Here is a 17,284-nt window from a genome sequence, read left to right on the forward strand (position 1 = left end):
GGCGAGGGACTGGATCAAGACCGTGGGCTGCGCGGTTGGTGATCGGATCGGTTCCGTTGCTGGTCGGGGGTGACGTAATCGGGGTGGAAGCGGGTCACTGGTGGCTCGGATCGGTTCGGTTCGGTTGTGGGCGGGCTGGGGCGGGGCGATCGCGGGGGCAGCTGCGGGCACGATTCTGCGGAGAAGCGGAGAAGCGGGGAAGCGGGGAGCCGGCGGGTCGGGTGCGTCGGAGCTGTGCGGGTCCGTGGTCAGGCACCGACCAGCCTTGGACAAGCCGCCGACCGGCTCGGCGAGGACGGAGGTGGAGTGGGAACCGGATCGGTTCGAGCGGCGTACCAAAAGTGGCAGCGTGATGGCACAGCGCTACAGAAGGTGGCGCAGGGAACGGTCTCGCATCATCAGGGCGGCCCGCTTGGCAGGCAGCTCGATCTCGGCGGAGAACCGGAAACCTGCGCTCAGGAAGGCGGCCACGGAGGGGGTGTTGCGCAGATCGGGTTCCGCGACGACGCGAGCGCAGGCGGGCCGCTTGTCGAGCGCGAGGTCGGCGACGGCTCTGAGCAGGGTGCCGCCGAGTCCTCGCCCGCGATCGGCGACTCGACCGATGAGGAGGTGGATTCCAGTGTCGTGAGGTCGAGCGGGATAGTGGCGGGCCAGCGGATCGAGGTCCGCTCGGTAGATCTCCCAGTAGCTCATCGGCGTGCCCTCCAGCACCCCGAGGCAGGGGATGCTGCGTCCGTCTCCGGCGAGCTGGGCACGCAGATGGTCCTCTGTCGCGTTCTGGGACCCCTCCAGACCCCAGAACGCCGCCACGGCGGGGTCGTTCATCCAGCGGCAGATGAGCGGCAAGTCCTGTGCCAGGTCCACCGGGACGAGCTGGAACACGCCTGCTGGTGTGACGGCCGGCCCCCAGTCGGCGACGTGGTCGAGCAGGTCGCCGTCGATCTGCACGGAAGGGATGGAATGAGGCGCGTCCCCACCGCGGCTCCGCTTCCCCTCCCTGCCGGCCTGCCGCCCAGCCGCGATCCGCTCACCCGTGTCCGCTGGCCTTCCGGGGTGGGCCGGTCCGTACGCGTCCTCCTGCCAGTTGGCATCGGCTTGCTCCCGCGCGTCCGGCTGCCAGTCGATGTCGGCCTGCTCCCGCCCGTCCGCCTCAAAGTCGGCACCGTGCTCCCCCGCGCCGGTTTGTGTCCCGGCGTCGGCCTGCTCCCGCGCGGCGGTCCGCGTCGCGAAGTCGGCCGGCTCCCGCGCATCGGTCCGCTCCTCCGTGACGGTCCGCTCCTCCGCAGTGGTCCGTTCTTCCACCGCGGCCCGTTCGTTCGCGAGGAGTGCGATGAACTCGTCGGGCAGGCGCAGGTCGAGGGTGTCCTCGCAGTCCGGCTCCGAGCAGGCGTCCGTCCCGGTCCTGCTCTCGTCGGCATCAGGGCTCGTACGGGTGGCGCTCTCGTCGGCGGCCGGGCCAACGTCGGTGACGGCTGCCGTACCGGCGTCGGCGCTCGCGTCAGTGGGAGGCACGGTGACGCTCCTCTCAGGAGAAGGGGTGGGGCATGTTCCTCGGAAGTGAAGGGAGTTGGTGATGGTCAGAAGTGGAAGGGGTTGGCGATGGTGACGTAGACGGACTGGGTGGCGATCGGGCCGATCAGCTCGTCGAGTCCATGCAGCCGGGTCAGCAGGTTGGCCTTGCAGCGCAGCACGGGTGAGTCGAGCAGTCGGGCGGGCAATGAGCCGCGCAAGCGGGCCGGGCCGACAGCGACCTCGCTGAGAAAGCGGCGGAAGGCGGCGAGCAGCAACTGCTCGTCGACGAGGCGCTGGGAGCCGAACGCACCGATGAGGCCGAGCACGTTGTTGATCGCCAAGTAGTAGGCGAAGCGCTCGTCGGCGACCTCGTCCGAGACGAAAGTGCCGCTGTGCCGGCCGACACCGGGCAGCCGGGCATCGAGTTCCGCACGCCGGGACTGACGGAAGTAGTAGCCCTGGTTGTCGCGGTAGCGACCGCCGGTGGGCCAGCCGTCGGCGTCCAGCAGAAGCAGCGTGTTCTGCTGGTGTGCCTCCAGTGCGATGCCCGCCTCCGCGTCCAGCCACAGGACGGGTCGGACGACCTGCTCCAGGTAGCGCAGGAACCACTCGGCGGCGACCGCGCCAAGAGGTCGACCGGTTCGGTCGGCGAGACGCGTCACCACCTCTGCCAGACGGGACGTGACGGGTGGCCGCCGCGATGGTGCCCCACCGGACTCGGAGTGTCCTGCGACCGTGTCCGATGGACGGTACGGCCGGAGGGCGACAAGTCCCGCGATGCAGGAGACGTCGTCCGAAGGGCTGAACGGGTTGTGCCGGATCATCACGTCGAGACCGGGCACGGGGTTGCCGTCCGGCGTGTCGACGGCGAGCCAGGCCGGGTCGCGGACGATGTCGAAGCCCGGGTGCGCCTCCTGCCACTGCTTGACCAGGCCACTGCGCAGCAGACGGTGGACCTCGACGCCACGGTGGAGCTCCTTGCGGAGGTTCTCCCGGCGGGAGTTGGTGATGCGCAGGCCCAAGGACAGCTTGAGCATCACGGGGGCGCCGGGCCGGTAAACGGTGCGCACGGAGGAGGTGGGATGCCAGGGAAGGCCGTGCTCGCCGAGGTCGCGGAGCAGTCCTGCGTCGAGCAGAGCCGCGGCCTCGGGGCGTCCGTGGATGTCGCGCAGTTGCCAGGGGTGCAGCGGGAGGGCGGCATAACTGTCGGGCAGCGGCAGTTCCGCCGCCAGTCGTGCGGTGAGCTGCGGTGCCGGGACAAGACGGCCCCGTTCGGTCCAGGCGGAGTCGGTGGCGAGTACGGAGGGGGCGACAGCCAGCCAGTGCAACGGGAAGGAGCCGCGCAACTCGGGTGAGTACCACCGCGCTTCGCGCTCGGAGAGACCTTCGCGGCTCTTCGGGGTCGGGTGCAGTGGGTGGCCGAGGAGGAGCGCTTGTTCAGCCGAGAGGTAGAGGTCGGACACATCTGATGGGTGTTGCCGACGGTCCTTGATGAAGGAGGCGGTCAGTCGGACGGAGTCGGCGACACGGGAGACGAGGTCGGTGCGTTGGGCCGCGTCGGGCGTCGTGCAAGCCGCTGCGTCGGGCGTGGCGTCGTCGGCTGCGCCGGGCGTGGCGTCGTCGGCTGCGCCGGGGGTGGCGTGGTCGACTGCACCAGGGATGGTGCGCCCGGCTGCTTTGGAGTCGGCTCGCCGGGAAGGGCCGAGGCTCGAGTCGGCGGACCTGGCAGGCCGGTCGGTCGTTCCTGTCGCCGGAGGTGTCTCCCTGGACAGAAGGGCCGCGACGGTGACCGCGTCGGCCGGTGGGGAGGCCTGTGGGGCGTCGGCAAGGCGCGGAAGGCCGAAGCGGTGGAAGCCGGTCGGCGACCAGTAGCGGACCGGGACGAGCAGGGCCGTACCGCTGGCCGGCAGGCAGATGCGGAGGGTGCCGTTGCCGGGAGAGGGGATGTCGGTCTCGCGCACCCAGCAGCGCAGCAGGTTCTCCACGGCCGCGGACTGTGCCGTCGTATGCGGGTCGGGATGTTCCAGGAGATCGGCGGTCCCATCGTGTGGCCGTCCGGCGTCGAGGGCTCCGTCCTGCCCGGGGCGGCGTTCCCAGTCGGGTGCCCCGCCCTGCTCGGGGACCCGGTCCGGCCGCTCGGCGGATGACGCGGATGACGGAGAGATCGGTTCAGCCGTGGCCGTCGGGGGAGTTCCGGGTTCCGCGGGGCCCGGCAGATCGGCGTGGGCGTGGGTGTCGGATGCGGGAGTGGTGTTCAACGCTGTCCTCGTGAGGTGGTTCTGGTTCGTTGTGCGACGACCTGGAAGTGAGACGGCATGGGCCGACAGGCCGACAGGCCGACCGGATGGCGGGTCAGTGCCCGAACGACGGGTGGCTGCACGGGCGTTCAGGCGAGCCCGCCCTGGGGCGCCGGCCTGCCCTTTCGCTCCGCAGGGCCGTCGGCACATCGGCGCGACCGATGCGTCTCGCCGGGGCGGGTGTGCCCACGGGCCACCGCGGCCACCGCATCGGCCAGTCGGTCGAGCACCGCGGTCGCCTGCTCGTCACTGATCGTCAGCGGTGGCAGGAGCCGTACGACGCTCGCGTGCCGCCCACCGAGTTCCACGATCAGGCCGCGGCGCAGACACTCCCGCTGTACGGCGGTCGCGAGTTCGGGAGCGGCCGGGCGAGGACCGCGAAAGACTGCCTGCCCATCCGCTGGGCAAACCGTCTTTCCGGAACGGTCGTGCGGAGCCGCACCCGCGTGGGTTTCACCACCGGCACGGTCCACACCAGTCGAACCGCCCTCCGGTCCCCCTCCGCCGCCCGCCGGGTCACGTCCCGTCCGGGGGGTGGCCTCCGGATCCACCACCTCAACTGCGATCATCAGCCCCCGCCCACGTACATCACCCACGCAGGGGAAGTCATCGGCAAGGGAGCGGAGTTGGGAAAGCATTCGGGTGCCGAGGTCGGCCGCCCGTTCGGCGAGCCGGTTCTGGCGGACGTGGGCCAGCGTCGCGGTCCCCGCTGCCATGGCGAGTTGGTTGCCGCGGAAGGTGCCTGCGTGGGCGCCGGGTTGCCAGACGTCGAGGTCGTCGCGGTAGACCACGAGCGCCAGGGGCAGACTGCCGCCGATGGCCTTGGAGAGGACCATCACGTCGGGGGTGACTCCACTGTGCTCGACCGCCCAGAAGGCACCGGTGCGCCCGACGCCCGTCTGGACCTCGTCGGCGATCAGCGGGATGGACCGGGCGGCGGTGATCTCCCGCATGCGGCGCATCCAGATGTCGGGCGCGGGGATCACCCCGCCCTCGCCCTGCACGGGTTCGAGGATCATCCCGGCAGGTCGCGGCACGCCGGACTTGGGGTCGTCGAGGACGGACTCGGTCCAGCGGGCGGCGAGTTCGGCACCGTGCGCGCCGCCGATACCGAAGGGGCACCGGTAGTCCTGCGGGTAGGGCAGCCGTGTGACCCGTACGTCGAGGGCGTGCCCGGACGCTTCGCGGGCACCGGCGGTCATCCCGTGGTAGGCACCGGTGAAGGCGAGCATCCCGGTGCGCCCGGTGGCGGACCGTACGAGCTTGAAGGCGGCCTCGACAGCGTCCGTGCCGGCCGGTCCGCAGAACTGCACGCGCGCGCGGTCGGCGAGGCCGGGCGGCAGGGTGCGGAACAGCTCCGTGATGAACGCGTCCTTGACGGGTGTCGCCAGGTCGAGGACGTGCAGCGGTGCGCCGGAGTCGAGAACCTTGCGGATCGCCTCCAGGACGACCGGGTGGTTGTGCCCCAGGGCGAGGCTTCCGGCGCCGGAGAGACAGTCGAGGTAGCGGCGTCCGTCCGCACCTTCGATGGTCAGTCCGCGTGCCCGCACGGGCACGATGGGCAGGGCGCGCGCGTAGGTGCGCGCCGCCGACTCGCGTGCCGACTGGCGCCGCAGGATCCCCTCGTGCACGGAGCGCGTCCCCGCGTCACGGCGTGCCACGGACATCCCGGACACCTGGGCCGGCTCGGCAGTCCCCCCGGGCGCAGACTCGGTCACGGTCACGGCTCCCTGTCCTCCCGCTGTCCAGGGGCGCCCGGGTCCCGGCATCAACCGCCCGACACCCGACACCCGACATTCCTCGCACACTTGGCGATGCGCACTTGGCCATACGCACTTGGCTGTGCCCACTTGACGCTGGGGACCGCACACGCACACAGCAGGCCGCCCCCCACCGCTACCAACCGCGCGCTGCTGACCGGGTTACGGGTTGCTTCAAGATCCTTCCCGTGACGGAACTGTTGCTGTTCCGTCGGAAGTCCCTCATAGCGGGCGCATAGTGTGAGTTGCCGTTCCTGGGCGCCGTGGCATCGGCCGGCATCACGTGGGCTCCGAGCGAGAGCACGCCGCAGCGCCGAACTCGTTACCTCAGGGGGAGTCAGATCATGCGATCGACAAGGCATTCGTTCACCGCTCGCCGAGAAGGGAGCGCACGCCGCAGAACCTCCCCCGTGCTGGCGGCCGTTGCGCTCGCCTCCGCGCTCGTACTGACCGCGACCGCCTGCTCCTCGGGCGACGCCGAGGCGGGCGGCCAGACCTCGGCATCCGCCGAGGGCGACGGCAAGATCACGATCCCGGACGACATCACGGACCGGCTCAAAGAGCATGGGATCGACATCGACAACTGGCAGAACGGCGCCTGGAGGAACTGGGACAGGGACGACTGGCTGCGTGAGGCCGAGGACTTCGTCAACCCCATCATCGAGGACCTGTGGAACCCGGACCGGATGCGGGACGCCGATGAGCCGGACCAGAGCGTCGACGACAGCGACCTCTCGGGTGACCAGGGCGTGACCGACCCGACGCCCGAGCCGGTGGACGCCGAGGCCGTACCGCCTACGTACCACGACAATGCCGCCACGGCAGGAAAGGTGTTCTTCGACTCCCCCGAGGGCACGATGGTCTGCTCGGCGACGGTCGTGCAGGATCCGGCCAACCCGGGCAAGTCCAACATGGTGTGGACGGCGGGCCACTGTGTGCACGCGGGCAGGAGCGGCGGCTGGTACCGCAACATCGCGTTCGTCCCGTCGTACAACGACTCCGGCGAGTCGGCCGCGGAGTTGGAGAACGCCGCGCAGGAGGAGGTCGCTCCCTACGGTGTCTGGTGGGGCGACTGGGCGCAGACCTCGGACCAGTGGATCGAGCAGGGCGGTGCGACGGGCGGGGACGGTGCGGCGTACGACTTCGCCGTCATCCATGTGACGCCCGAGAACGGCGACGGCAAGTCGCTGGAGGAGACCGTCGGATCGGCGCTGCCGGTGGACTTCGAGGCTCCGGCCGTCCAGCAGGTGGAGCGGATCACGGCGACGGGTTACCCGGCGGGAGCGCCGTTCGACGGCCAGACGCTGTATCGGTGCCAGGACAGTCCCGGGCGGCTGTCGATCAACGCCTCCGACCCGACGATGTACCGCATCGGCTGCACCATGACCGGTGGTTCGTCCGGCGGCGGCTGGGTCACCACGGGTGCGGACGGCGAGGAGACGCTGGTGTCCAACACCTCGATCGGCCCGGTGACCGCGGGCTGGCTGGCGGGTCCGCGGCTGGGTGATGTGGCCAAGGGCGTGTACGACTCGGTGAGCGAGAAGTTCGCCGGCCAGTGATGTGATCCGGCGGTGGCGTGCCGTACGGAGCCGACCGGCACGAGCGCCACACGGTGCCGCAGATGAAGCAAGCCGGGCGACACCACCTGGCTCGCTGGCGGATCCGCGGCTCGGCGCGAGGCTCAGGAGGTCTGCGAGCACATGGGCAAGACGTACGGCGGTCAGTGACCCCGGAGACCGCCCGTGCACGCCGAAGGCCCGCCCCCGCAAGAAGCAGGGGCGGGCCGTCCGTTTCGTACGGTGTCAGGCGAGCGGTGCCGGAACGTACGGCGCGAGATCCGCCGCCAGTTCCTCATGCACCCGTGCCTTGAGCAGGGTGCCCTCCGGGGTGTGCTCCTCGGAGATCACCTCGCCCTCGGTGTGGGCGCGGGCGACCAGCTTGCCGTGCGTGTACGGCACCAGCGCCTCGATCTCGACCGACGGCCGCGGCAGCTCGTTGTCGATGAGTGCCAGCAGCTCGGCGATGCCCCGGCCGGTGCGGGCCGAGACGGCGATGGAGCGCTTCTCGATCCGCAGCAGCCGCTGGAGCGTCAGCGGGTCCGCCGCGTCGGCCTTGTTGATCACGACGATCTCGGGTACGTCGGTGGCACCCACGTCCCTGATCACCTCGCGCACCGCGGCCAGCTGCTCCTCCGGATTCGGGTGCGAACCGTCGACCACGTGCAGGATCACGTCGGACTCGCCGACCTCCTCCATCGTGGAGCGGAACGCCTCGACCAGGTGGTGCGGCAGATGCCGGACGAAACCGACGGTGTCCGCCAGCGTGTACTGCCGGCCGCTCGGTGTCTCGGCCCGGCGCACGGTCGGGTCCAGGGTCGCGAACAGGGCGTTCTCGACCAGGACACCGGCACCGGTGAGGCGGTTGAGCAGCGAGGACTTACCGGCGTTTGTGTAGCCCGCGATGGCGACCGAGGGCACCTTGTTGCGCCGGCGCACCTGGCGCTGGACCTCGCGGCCGGTCTTCATCTCCGCGATCTCCCGGCGCATCTTCGCCATCTTCTCGCGGATCCGGCGCCGGTCCGTCTCGATCTTGGTCTCACCGGGACCACGGGTGGCGAGGCCGCCGCCCTTGCCGCCGCCCATCTGCCGGGACAGCGACTGACCCCAGCCGCGCAGTCTCGGCAGCATGTACTGCATCTGCGCGAGCGCGACCTGCGCCTTGCCCTCTCGGGACTTGGCGTGCTGGGCGAAGATGTCGAGGATCAGGGCCGTACGGTCGATGACCTTGACCTTGACGACGTCTTCGAGGTGGATCAGCTGCCCAGGGCTCAGCTCACCGTCGCAGATGACCGTGTCCGCGCCCGAATCGAGGACGATGTCCCGCAGCTCGTCGGCCTTGCCGGAGCCGATGTACGTCGCCGCGTCGGGCTTGTCGCGGCGCTGGATCACAGCGTCGAGCACGAGCGCGCCCGCGGTCTCCGCGAGCGCGGCGAGCTCCGCCAGGGAGTTCTCCGCGTCCTGTGCGGTCCCCGTGGTCCAGACGCCGACGAGCACGACCCGCTCCAGACGGAGCTGCCGGTACTCGACCTCGGTGACGTCCTCAAGCTCGGTGGAGAGACCGGCGACACGGCGCAGGGCCGCACGCTCGGAGCGGTCGAACTGATCGCCGTCCCGCTCTCCGTCGATCTCGTGGCTCCAGGCGACGTCCTCTTCCATCAGGGCATCGGCCCGAAGACCTTCGGGGTAGGCGTGCGCGAGGCGCTGAGTGTCCTGGGAAGGGGAAGAAGAGGAGGTCATTGGGTCCTTACGTCGTTGGAGATGCCATTTCGGCGGTCACTGTGCACAACGTACGAGCACTCCGGGAGATTCCCGCGCCCCGTACCCCGCCGGCCTGACGATGGTCGCACGGCACGGGGCGTCTCGTCACTGTGTTATTCGTGGGGCGCTTCCGAGCTAGTTGCCGGGCGCTTCCGACTTCCAGTCCGGGTGACCTGGCATCGGCGGGGTCTTCGTGCCGTACAGCCAGTCCTGGAAGAACCCGCCGAGGTCGCGTCCGGACACCTCGGAGGCGAGCTGCACGAACTCGGCCGTGGTCGCCGAGCCGTCCCGGTGCTGCTGCACCCAGGTCCGCTCCAGGCGCTCGAAGGCCGGACGGCCGATCTTCTCGCGCAGCGCGTACAGGACGAGCGCGGCGCCGTCGTAGACGTTCGGACGGAAGATGCCGATCTTCTGGCCGGGCTCGGGCACCTTGGGCGCGGCCGGTGGTCCGCCGGCGGCACGCCAGCCGTCGGAGGAGCGGTACGCGGCCTTCATCCGGGTCTGCAGCTGCTTGTTCGCCTTCTCCTCCGCGTACAGGGCCTCGTACCAGGTGGCATGCCCCTCGTTGAGCCACAGGTCGGACCAGGTGCGGGGGCCGACGCTGTTGCCGAACCACTGGTGGGCCAGCTCGTGGACCATGATCGAGTCGACGAACCACTCGGGGAACCCGGACTCGGTGAACAGATCTCTCTCGAAGAGAGAGAGGGTCTGCGTCTCAAGTTCGAAGCCGGTGTCCGCCTCCGCGATGAGCAGGCCGTAGGTCTCGAAGGGGTACGGCCCGACCTTGCCCTCCATCCACTTCATCTGAGCAGGGGTCTTCTTCAGCCACGGCTCGAACAGCTTGCGGTCCTTGGTGGGGACGACGTCCCGGATCTGCAGTCCGTGCGGCCCGGTGCGGTGCAGCACGGTGGAGCGGCCGATGGCGACCTGGGCGAGTTCGGTGGCCATGGGGTGCCGGGTCCGGTACGTCCATGTCGTCTTCCCGCGCGCGCGGTCGACGCCGGCCGGCATCCCGTTGGCGACGGCGGTGTGACCGTCGGGTGCGGTGACCCGGAAGGTGAACATCGCCTTGTCCGAGGGATGGTCGTTGCACGGGAACACCAGGTGGGCGACGTCGGCCTGGTTGGCCATGACGAGCCCGTCGGCGGTCCGCACCCAGCCTCCGTCCCGGCCTCCGGCCGCCGGGCGGGGGTCGCTGGTGTGCCGCACGGTGATCCGCATCCAGCTGCCGGCGGGCAGCGGTTTGGCCGGGGTGACGACCAGGTCCTCCTTGGCGCTGGAGAAGGCCGCCTTTTCCCCGTTGACCTCGACCGACGTGGCCTCGCTGTGCGAAAAGTCGAGGTTGACGCGGTCCAGTGCGGTGGTCGTCCAGCCACTGATCGTCGTGACCGCCTGGAGGGGCTTGTCGTTGGTGCCCGGATAGGTGAAGGAGAGGTCGTACGACGTCACGTCGTATCCGGGGTTGCCCAGATGCGGGAAGAGGCGGTCGCCGACGCCGAGGGGGGTCGGCGGGGCGCCTGCCGCGACGAGGCAGACGGACACGGCAGACGCGAGCAGGGCGGCCTTCAGCCGTCGGGCAGTGCGGGAGGTGCGCGGGGTGAGCAGCATGGACCACGGCTACCAGGGCTCACCCGGAGCACGGCGACGACGCGCGTCCGGCCCACTCGAATGGGTTCCTGAAGGGGGTCTTACGGTGCGGCACGCGCGCGTGAAGGCGGGGCGCGCGCGTGAAGGCGGGGCGCGCGCGTGAAGGCGGGGCGCGCGGCCCCTCACGCTCCCGGTGTCTGGGCCCGTCCCACGTCGTACACCCCCGGCACGTTCCGCATGGCCCGCATGAGGACGGGTAGGTGGGCGGCGTCCGGGAGTTGGAGGGTGTAGGTGTGGCGGACGCGTTGCTGGCTCGGGGGTTCGACGGTCGCCGACACGATTTCCGCGCCCTCCAGGGCGATCGCTTCCGTGAGGTCGGCCAGGAGATGAGGGCGGCCGAACGATTCGGCGACCAGGGTGACCCGGCACTCGGTGGTGTCGCCCCAGCGCACGCCGACCTCCGCGCGCCCCGTGCTCTTCATACGCGCCACCGCGGCGCACTCGACGCGGTGCACGGTCACCGCTCCCCCGCGGACCGGGAAGCCGGTGACCTCGTCGGGCGGTACGGGCGTACAGCAGCCGGCGAGCCGTACGGTCGCGCCGGGCTGGTCGACGACCGCGTTCGCGGCGCCGGGACGGGTGGCGGGGGCGTCGGCGGCGGGACGCGGGGACGCGGACGGTGGCTCGGGACCGCGCTCGGCCTCGGCCTCGGGTTCGGCCGGTGAGGGGTGGGTCGAGAGCCACCGTTGGATCGCGATCCTGGCCGTCGGTGTGTGCGCGTGCTCCAGCCACTCCCTGGAGGGCTCGGAGGCCGGGTCCTGCCCCATGAGGAGCTGGACCGTGTCGCCGTCCCGCAGGACCGTGCTCAGCGTCGCCAAACGGCCGTTGACGCGGGCGCCGATGCAGGCGTGCGCGTCCTCGCCGTACTGCGCGTACGCGGCGTCCACGCAGGTCGCGCCCTCGGGCAGGCCGAGCGTGCCGCCGTCGGGCCGGAAGACGGTGATCTCGCGGTCCTGGGCGAGGTCCTCGCGCAGGGTGGACCAGAAGGTGTCGGTGTCGGGGGCGGCCTCCTGCCAGTCGAGCAGCCGGGAGAGCCAGCCGGGCCGGGTGGGGTCGACGCGCTCGCCGTCGGCCGGGTCCTCGGGGGCGGGGGCGTAGGGATTGCCGAGCGCGACGACGCCGGCCTCGGCGACCTTGTGCATCTGGTGGGTGCGGATGAGGACTTCGGCGACCTGGCCGTCCTTCCGGGCGACGGCGGTGTGCAGCGACTGGTACAGGTTGAACTTGGGGACGGCGATGAAATCCTTGAACTCCGAGACGACGGGCGTCATACAGGTGTGCAGCTCGCCCAGGACGCCGTAGCAGTCCGCGTCCTCGCTCACCAGCACCAGCAGCCGGCCGAAGTCGCAGCCCCTGAGGCGCCCCCGCTTGCGGGCCACGCGGTGCACGGAGACGAAGTGCCGGGGCCGGATGAGGACTTCGGCCTGGATGCCGGCCTCGCGCAGGACGGTGCGCACCTCTTCGGCGATCTCGGCGAGCGGGTCACCGGGGAGCGCCGCGTTGTCGGCGATCAACTCGCGTGTGTGGTCGTACTCCTCGGGGTGCAGGATCGCGAAGACGAGGTCTTCCAGCTCGGTCTTGAGGGCCTGCACGCCGAGGCGTTCGGCGAGCGGGATGAGCACGTCGCGGGTCACCTTGGCGATGCGCGCCTGTTTCTCGGGGCGCATCACGCCGAGGGTTCGCATGTTGTGCAGCCGGTCGGCGAGTTTGATCGACATCACACGGACGTCGCTGCCGGTGGCGACGAGCATCTTGCGGAAGGTCTCGGGTTCGGCCGCGGCGCCGTAGTCGACCTTCTCCAACTTCGTGACGCCGTCGACGAGATAGCGGACTTCGGCGCCGAACTGCTCACCGACCTGATCGAGGGTCACCTCGGTGTCCTCGACGGTGTCGTGGAGCAGAGAGGCCGTCAAGGTCGTGGTCTCGGCGCCGAGTTCGGCGAGGATCAGCGTCACGGCGAGCGGGTGGGTGATGTACGGCTCGCCGCTCTTGCGCATCTGCCCGCGGTGCGAGGACTCGGCCAGCACGTAGGCGCGGCGCAGGGGTTCGAGCGCGGCGGCGGGGTAGTGGGCGCGATGGGCCTCGACGACATGGCCGATGGCGTCGGGCAGCCGGTCGCGGGCGGTGGGGCCGAGCAACGCGGCGCGGCCCAGGCGGCGCAGGTCGATCCTGGGGAGCGACCTCTTGCGGGGCCCGGTGGGGGCTACGGGACCTGCGGCAGGGTTCGTTGCCTCCGCACTCATGGGCACCTCCGGCTGCGTGGACCGGCGGACGGGGTTGCCCCATGGCGGACGGCGGCTCAGGGGATGGCTTCGTTCCCCCGTCCGGGCCGGTGCTTGATGCTACCGAGCCCATCACGCGTGATTGACCGCCTCTCGCCGAGCGTGAAACGGATCACCCATTCGAGCGATGGTCTGGATGTTTGCGATTTCGCGCCATGTGACGTGCGGCCCAAGGCAGTTCCGGACCTCACGAGCCCCGAAACCCAAGGTTTCCGGCATCGGGCCGTTGCGCTACGGACCGTCAGCGAGCCGCGGTTTCCAGCCATTCCGCGTCGATCTCCCCTTCGGCCACGATCACCGCGGGTCCGGTCATCTCGATCTCGCCGTCGGGCCGCTCGGTGATCACCAGGGTCCCGCCGGGGACATCGACGGTGTACGTCGCCGGGGTGCCGGTGGCCGCGGGGTCGGCGCCGTCTCTGCGGGCGGCGGCCACGGCGACGGCGCACGCGCCCGTGCCGCACGAACGCGTCTCGCCGGCGCCGCGCTCGTGCACGCGCAGCGCTACGTGGGCGGGGCCGCGGTCGACCACGAACTCGACGTTCACCCCGTCCGGGTAGGCGGACGCCGGGCTGACGGGCGGCGGTGTGAACAGGTTTCCCGCGTGGGCGAGATCCTCCACGAAGGCGACCGCGTGGGGGTTGCCCATGTTCACGTTCCGCGCGGGCCAGCTGTGCTCGCCGACGCTCACGGTGACGTCCCCTTCGGGGAGACGCGCCTTGCCCATGCCCACCGTGATGTCGCCCGCGGCGGAGCCGCTGTCGGAGACGGTCTTTGCGATGTGCACGGTCTTCACGCCGCCCCGCGTGGCGATGGCGAGGTCACCTTCGGTGGCATGTCCGGCGTGCTGGAGGTAGCGCGCGAACACCCGCACCCCGTTGCCGCACATCTCGGCGATCGAGCCGTCGCCGTTGCGGTAGTCCATGAACCACTCCGCCTCGGCCGCCATGTGCTTGGCCTCGGGGTGCGCGGCGGACCGTACGACATGCAGCAGCCCGTCGCCACCGATGCCCGCTCGGCGGTCACACAGGGCCGCGACGGTGGCCGGGGGCAGGTCGATGGCGTTCTCGGAGTCCGGGACGATCACGAAGTCGTTCTCCGTGCCGTGTCCCTTGAGGAAGGCGATCCGCGTGCTCATTCCTCGATCGTAAGGCTTGGGTACGACAGCGGGGTCAGCGCAGCCGGGCCACTCTCCACACGGCCAGCACCACCACCGCGGCGACCGCCACGACGTACGCGATCACGACCCGCCAGTCCAGCCGGCGCCCCGAGCCACGCTGGGGCAGGCCGGGCCAGGTGTAGCCGACGCGACGGGCGGCCATCATGCCCCAGCCGGCCGCGCAGGAGCAGATCAGCAGCCCCAGCATGGCGATCACGGCGCCGCTGTCGCCGAAGTCGAAGGCCAGGGGGAACGCGAACATCAGGGAGCCGACCGCGCCCAGGGCGACGATGGGCGCGAGCTGCCAGATGCGCAGTCGGCGCTGCGGCCTCAGCTCGACCTCGACCTCCGGGCCGCCGGCGAACATCTCCTCGGGCTCCGGGCCGTCGTCGGTCACGCCGTCCTCGTCGGGCCCGTCCGGGCTCAGACGGTCGCCGTCCTGTGCCTGCTCACCGCTGTCGGCGGTGAGAGGTTCGGTGTTTTGTGCGGTGTCGCGAGGGCCGGCCTCCATCGCCACGCGCCCTCCCAACTCGGACTCAACTCGGTCGATCGAAGCTCGATGATGGCACGGAGCCGGAGGCCGGGATGACGGCCGGAGCGTCCCGATGCCATGACGTGATCAGGCTGTAACCGGTCGTTCGAGCAACGCCAGCGCGAGGTGCGGAAGTTCTGTGAGATCCGCCGCCGCCCCACTCAACCAGTGCACCCGGGGATCGCGTCTGAACCATGAATCCTGACGGCGCGCGAAGCGCTTGGTGGCACGGACGGTCTCGGCGCGCGCCTCCTCCTCCGTGCACTCCCCGGCGAGCGCGGCGAGTACCTGCTGGTAGCCGAGCGCGCGCGAGGCCGTACGCCCCTCGCGCAACCCCTGCGCCTCAAGTGCGCGCACCTCGTCGACGAGCCCCGCCTCCCACATCCGGTCGACCCGGCGGGCGATGCGGTCGTCGAGTTCGGGGCGCGACACGTCCACGCCGATCTGGACGGTGTCGTAGATCGAGTCATGGCCGGGAAGGTTGGCGGTGAACGGCCTGCCGGTGATCTCGATCACTTCGAGGGCCCGGACGATACGGCGGCCGTTGCTGGGCAGGATCGCGTACGCGGCCTCGGGGTCGGCGGCGGCCAGTCGGGCGTGCAAGGCGCCGGAGCCGCGGAGCGTGAGTTCCTCCTCCAGGCGGGCCCTGACGCCGGGGTCCGTGCCGGGAAACTCCAGGTTGTCGACGGCGCCGCGGACGTACAGACCGGAACCGCCGACCAGGATCGGCCAGCGTCCGGCGGCGAGCAGCGCGTCGATCCGTTCCCGCGCGAGTCTCTGGTACTCGGCGACGGACGCCGTGACGGTCACGTCCCAGATGTCCAGGAGGTGGTGCGGGACACCGGAGCGCTCCTCGGGCGTCAGCTTGGCGGTGCCGATGTCCATCCCTCGGTAGAGCTGCATGGAGTCGGCGTTGACGACCTCGCCGCCGAGACGCTGGGCCAGAAATACGCCCAGATCGGACTTTCCGGCCGCGGTGGGTCCGACGACGGCGATGACGCGGGGGGCGGGGGGTGCACTGCTCACCGCCCCAGTCTCGCAAACCTCCGGCCGCCGCCTCGAACGAGTTACGTGACGGCCCGGGTCCGGGGTCGTTCCCAGTTGCGAGGTTTTCGCCGCCGATTTCGAGAGGCGGTGACCCGGGCGGCGCAAACGGGCGTACCGGGCTACGCGGGAATTCGCCCGCACGAGTAACGTATGGAGTGGATATGGGCGTTTTTGCACGACTTCTCCGAAGGTCGAAGACTGTGGAGGAGACGTCAACCACCGCGGCGCAGGCCGACACACCGACGGCCGAACCCGCGGCGGACGTGGCGGAAGCCACTGAGGCGGCGGAGACGAAGGCGCCGTCCGAGGCCACGGAGGAGGCGGCGGAGACCGTCGGTGCCGCTGCCGCGGAGGGCGTCGAGGTCCCCAAGCACGACATCCCCAAGCAGTCCTCGGAGGAGGCCGCCGACCGGGAGGCCGGCGACGGCGCCCGCACGTAACGGCTCCCGCGAGGGAAGGTGGACCATGGGTCTCCTGGACAACTTGAAGGCCAGACTCGCCCCGGCCAAGGACAAGGTCTCGGGTCTCGCGCAACAGCACGGGGACAAGATCACGCACGGCCTCGACAAGGCCGCGAAGACCGTCGACGAAAAGACCAAGGGCAAGTACAGCGACAAGATCCAGTCGGGCACGGGCAAGGCCAAGGGAGCCATGGACCGAGTCGCGCACAAGGACGACACCGGCACGGGCGACGCACCGACGACGCCGCCGGACTCGCCGCCGCCGACTTCCTGAACGGCACACCGACGGACGGCCGCGGAGCGGATGAGCTCCCGGCCGTCCGCCGTTTCACCGACCGCGGAGCGGATGAGCACGGCCGTCCGCCGTTCCACCCGGGCCGGGCCGATGAGCACGGCCTTCCGCCGCCCCACCCGGCCGCCGAGCGGATGAGCACCCGGCCGTCCGCCGCCCCACCCGGCCCTGGAGCGGATGAGCTCCCGGCCGTCCGCCGTTCCGCCCGGGCGTGGCCTATGCCGCCCAACCGTGCTGATACGGTCCTACGACCAGGTCGCGACCACGTACCCCACGCCGTACGGAGCGTCCTCGTACAGCAGTGCACCCTCCAGCCGCGCCTCCTCTGCCGCGCCCGCAAGGACTTGCCAGGGGGCCCGGCCCGATGCCTTCAGGTCATCCGCCAGCTCGACGTCGAACGCCTTCAGCGCCGCCACGTCCGCCGTGCCCAGGGCACGCGCGGCCTCCGCGTCGAAGGGCGCCGCCCGCTCGTCGAGATAGCCGGGGGCCTTCAACGTGCGGCACGCACTGGCGTCGCCCATCACCAGCAGCGCCACCCGTTCGGCACGCGCGGCGATCCTCCTGCCCACTTCGACACATCGCTCGGCCGCCAGAGATTCCGCCACGCCGAGTCCCTCGATCGGGGCGCCCGACCACGCGGTGCGCTCCAGCAGCCATCCGGCCACGGCGAGCGAGGGTGGAAGCCGAGGCTCCGACTCCGCCGGTGCCGTGTCGTCATCGCCCTTGCCGCTGCCCAGTCGTACGTCGAGTTCGACGCCGAAGGCGCGGAAGGAGCCGAGTGTGCCCTCCGGGTGCGGTCCGCGCCCGCTCTGCTCCGTGGGCCCGAGCACCACGAGCAGATCGGGCCGGGCGGCGGCGAGGACGCCCAGCGCGTTCGTGCACGCGGCGCGCGCGGCTTCCAACTCGGGCGCGGCACCCGCGGCGACCTCCGGCACGAGGAGCGGTGGGCAAGGGCAGACGGCGGCGGCGACAAGCATGGTC

General features: G+C 70.9%; 13 protein-coding genes. 3 read left to right on the top strand and 10 right to left on the bottom strand.

What is annotated here, in order from left to right; translation table 11 throughout:
* Positions 1-363: 363 nt before the first annotated feature.
* From GFH49_RS30275 to GFH49_RS30285, 3 genes are all read right to left on the bottom strand, one after another.
* A complete protein-coding gene (locus GFH49_RS30275) occupies positions 364-1,302 on the bottom strand; it encodes a GNAT family N-acetyltransferase (RefSeq protein ID WP_456243059.1) in 939 nt (312 codons plus the stop codon).
* 275 nt (positions 1,303-1,577) lie between these two features.
* On the bottom strand, positions 1,578-3,770 hold the full coding sequence (locus tag GFH49_RS30280; RefSeq protein ID WP_408055971.1) for an IucA/IucC family protein: 2,193 nt from the start codon (positions 3,768-3,770) through the stop codon (positions 1,578-1,580).
* Between the two features lie 128 nt (positions 3,771-3,898).
* Positions 3,899-5,533, bottom strand: a complete 1,635-nt coding sequence (locus GFH49_RS30285) for a diaminobutyrate--2-oxoglutarate transaminase family protein (protein ID WP_155059248.1) — start codon at positions 5,531-5,533, stop codon at positions 3,899-3,901.
* Positions 5,534-5,913: 380 nt separating this feature from the next.
* Between GFH49_RS30285 and GFH49_RS30290 the strand changes: the two genes are divergently transcribed.
* Positions 5,914-7,128: a trypsin-like serine peptidase gene (locus GFH49_RS30290; RefSeq protein WP_155059249.1), complete on the top strand. Its 1,215-nt coding sequence runs from the start codon at positions 5,914-5,916 to the stop codon at positions 7,126-7,128.
* A gap of 243 nt (positions 7,129-7,371) precedes the next feature.
* Here the strand turns inward: GFH49_RS30290 and hflX are convergent, their stop codons facing one another.
* The 6 genes from hflX to miaA all read right to left on the bottom strand — a co-directional run bounded on the left by hflX (position 7,372) and on the right by miaA (position 15,529).
* On the bottom strand, positions 7,372-8,865 hold the full coding sequence (gene hflX, locus GFH49_RS30295) for a GTPase HflX (protein WP_155059250.1): 1,494 nt from the start codon (positions 8,863-8,865) through the stop codon (positions 7,372-7,374).
* Between the two features lie 156 nt (positions 8,866-9,021).
* Positions 9,022-10,494 carry a M1 family metallopeptidase gene (locus tag GFH49_RS30300; RefSeq protein WP_155059251.1) on the bottom strand — a complete coding sequence of 491 codons (1,473 nt, stop codon included), beginning with the start codon at positions 10,492-10,494 and terminating at the stop codon, positions 9,022-9,024.
* A gap of 161 nt (positions 10,495-10,655) precedes the next feature.
* On the bottom strand, positions 10,656-12,776 hold the full coding sequence (locus GFH49_RS30305; protein ID WP_155059252.1) for a RelA/SpoT family protein: 2,121 nt from the start codon (positions 12,774-12,776) through the stop codon (positions 10,656-10,658).
* Between the two features lie 280 nt (positions 12,777-13,056).
* The gene (gene dapF / locus GFH49_RS30310; RefSeq protein WP_155059253.1) at positions 13,057-13,950 is read right to left on the bottom strand and encodes a diaminopimelate epimerase; all 894 of its coding nucleotides are present in this window, start codon (positions 13,948-13,950) and stop codon (positions 13,057-13,059) included.
* A 34-nt stretch (positions 13,951-13,984) separates the two neighbouring features.
* Entirely contained in the window at positions 13,985-14,482 is a 498-nt protein-coding gene (locus GFH49_RS30315) for a hypothetical protein (protein ID WP_155059279.1), read from the bottom strand.
* A 108-nt stretch (positions 14,483-14,590) separates the two neighbouring features.
* Positions 14,591-15,529, bottom strand: coding sequence for a tRNA (adenosine(37)-N6)-dimethylallyltransferase MiaA (miaA, locus tag GFH49_RS30320; RefSeq protein ID WP_155059254.1), 939 nt, complete (start codon positions 15,527-15,529; stop codon positions 14,591-14,593).
* Between the two features lie 221 nt (positions 15,530-15,750).
* Between miaA and GFH49_RS30325 the strand changes: the two genes are divergently transcribed.
* Positions 15,751-15,990: a hypothetical protein gene (locus GFH49_RS30325; RefSeq protein WP_328288301.1), complete on the top strand. Its 240-nt coding sequence runs from the start codon at positions 15,751-15,753 to the stop codon at positions 15,988-15,990.
* A 25-nt stretch (positions 15,991-16,015) separates the two neighbouring features.
* Positions 16,016-16,285: an antitoxin gene (locus tag GFH49_RS30330; protein ID WP_155059256.1), complete on the top strand. Its 270-nt coding sequence runs from the start codon at positions 16,016-16,018 to the stop codon at positions 16,283-16,285.
* A gap of 263 nt (positions 16,286-16,548) precedes the next feature.
* Here the strand turns inward: GFH49_RS30330 and GFH49_RS30335 are convergent, their stop codons facing one another.
* The gene (locus tag GFH49_RS30335) at positions 16,549-17,280 is read right to left on the bottom strand and encodes a class III extradiol dioxygenase subunit B-like domain-containing protein (protein WP_155059257.1); all 732 of its coding nucleotides are present in this window, start codon (positions 17,278-17,280) and stop codon (positions 16,549-16,551) included.
* Between the last annotated feature and the right edge of the window lie 4 nt (positions 17,281-17,284).

The sequence above is a fragment of the Streptomyces blattellae genome, from assembly GCF_009709555.1.
In the GTDB taxonomy this organism is placed as follows: Bacteria; Actinomycetota; Actinomycetes; order Streptomycetales; family Streptomycetaceae; genus Streptomyces; species Streptomyces blattellae.

What these genes read in the sequence shown, in the direction of transcription:
- GFH49_RS30290 (WP_155059249.1), top strand. Translation starts at nt 5,914, where the DNA reads ATGCGATCGACAAGGCATTCGTTCACCGCTCGCCGAGAAGGGAGCGCA.
- hflX (WP_155059250.1), bottom strand. Translation starts at nt 8,865, where the DNA reads ATGACCTCCTCTTCTTCCCCTTCCCAGGACACTCAGCGCCTCGCGCAC.
- GFH49_RS30300 (WP_155059251.1), bottom strand. Translation starts at nt 10,494, where the DNA reads ATGCTGCTCACCCCGCGCACCTCCCGCACTGCCCGACGGCTGAAGGCC.
- GFH49_RS30305 (WP_155059252.1), bottom strand. Translation starts at nt 12,776, where the DNA reads ATGAGTGCGGAGGCAACGAACCCTGCCGCAGGTCCCGTAGCCCCCACC.
- dapF (WP_155059253.1), bottom strand. Translation starts at nt 13,950, where the DNA reads ATGAGCACGCGGATCGCCTTCCTCAAGGGACACGGCACGGAGAACGAC.
- GFH49_RS30315 (WP_155059279.1), bottom strand. Translation starts at nt 14,482, where the DNA reads ATGGAGGCCGGCCCTCGCGACACCGCACAAAACACCGAACCTCTCACC.
- GFH49_RS30330 (WP_155059256.1), top strand. Translation starts at nt 16,016, where the DNA reads ATGGGTCTCCTGGACAACTTGAAGGCCAGACTCGCCCCGGCCAAGGAC.
- GFH49_RS30335 (WP_155059257.1), bottom strand. Translation starts at nt 17,280, where the DNA reads ATGCTTGTCGCCGCCGCCGTCTGCCCTTGCCCACCGCTCCTCGTGCCG.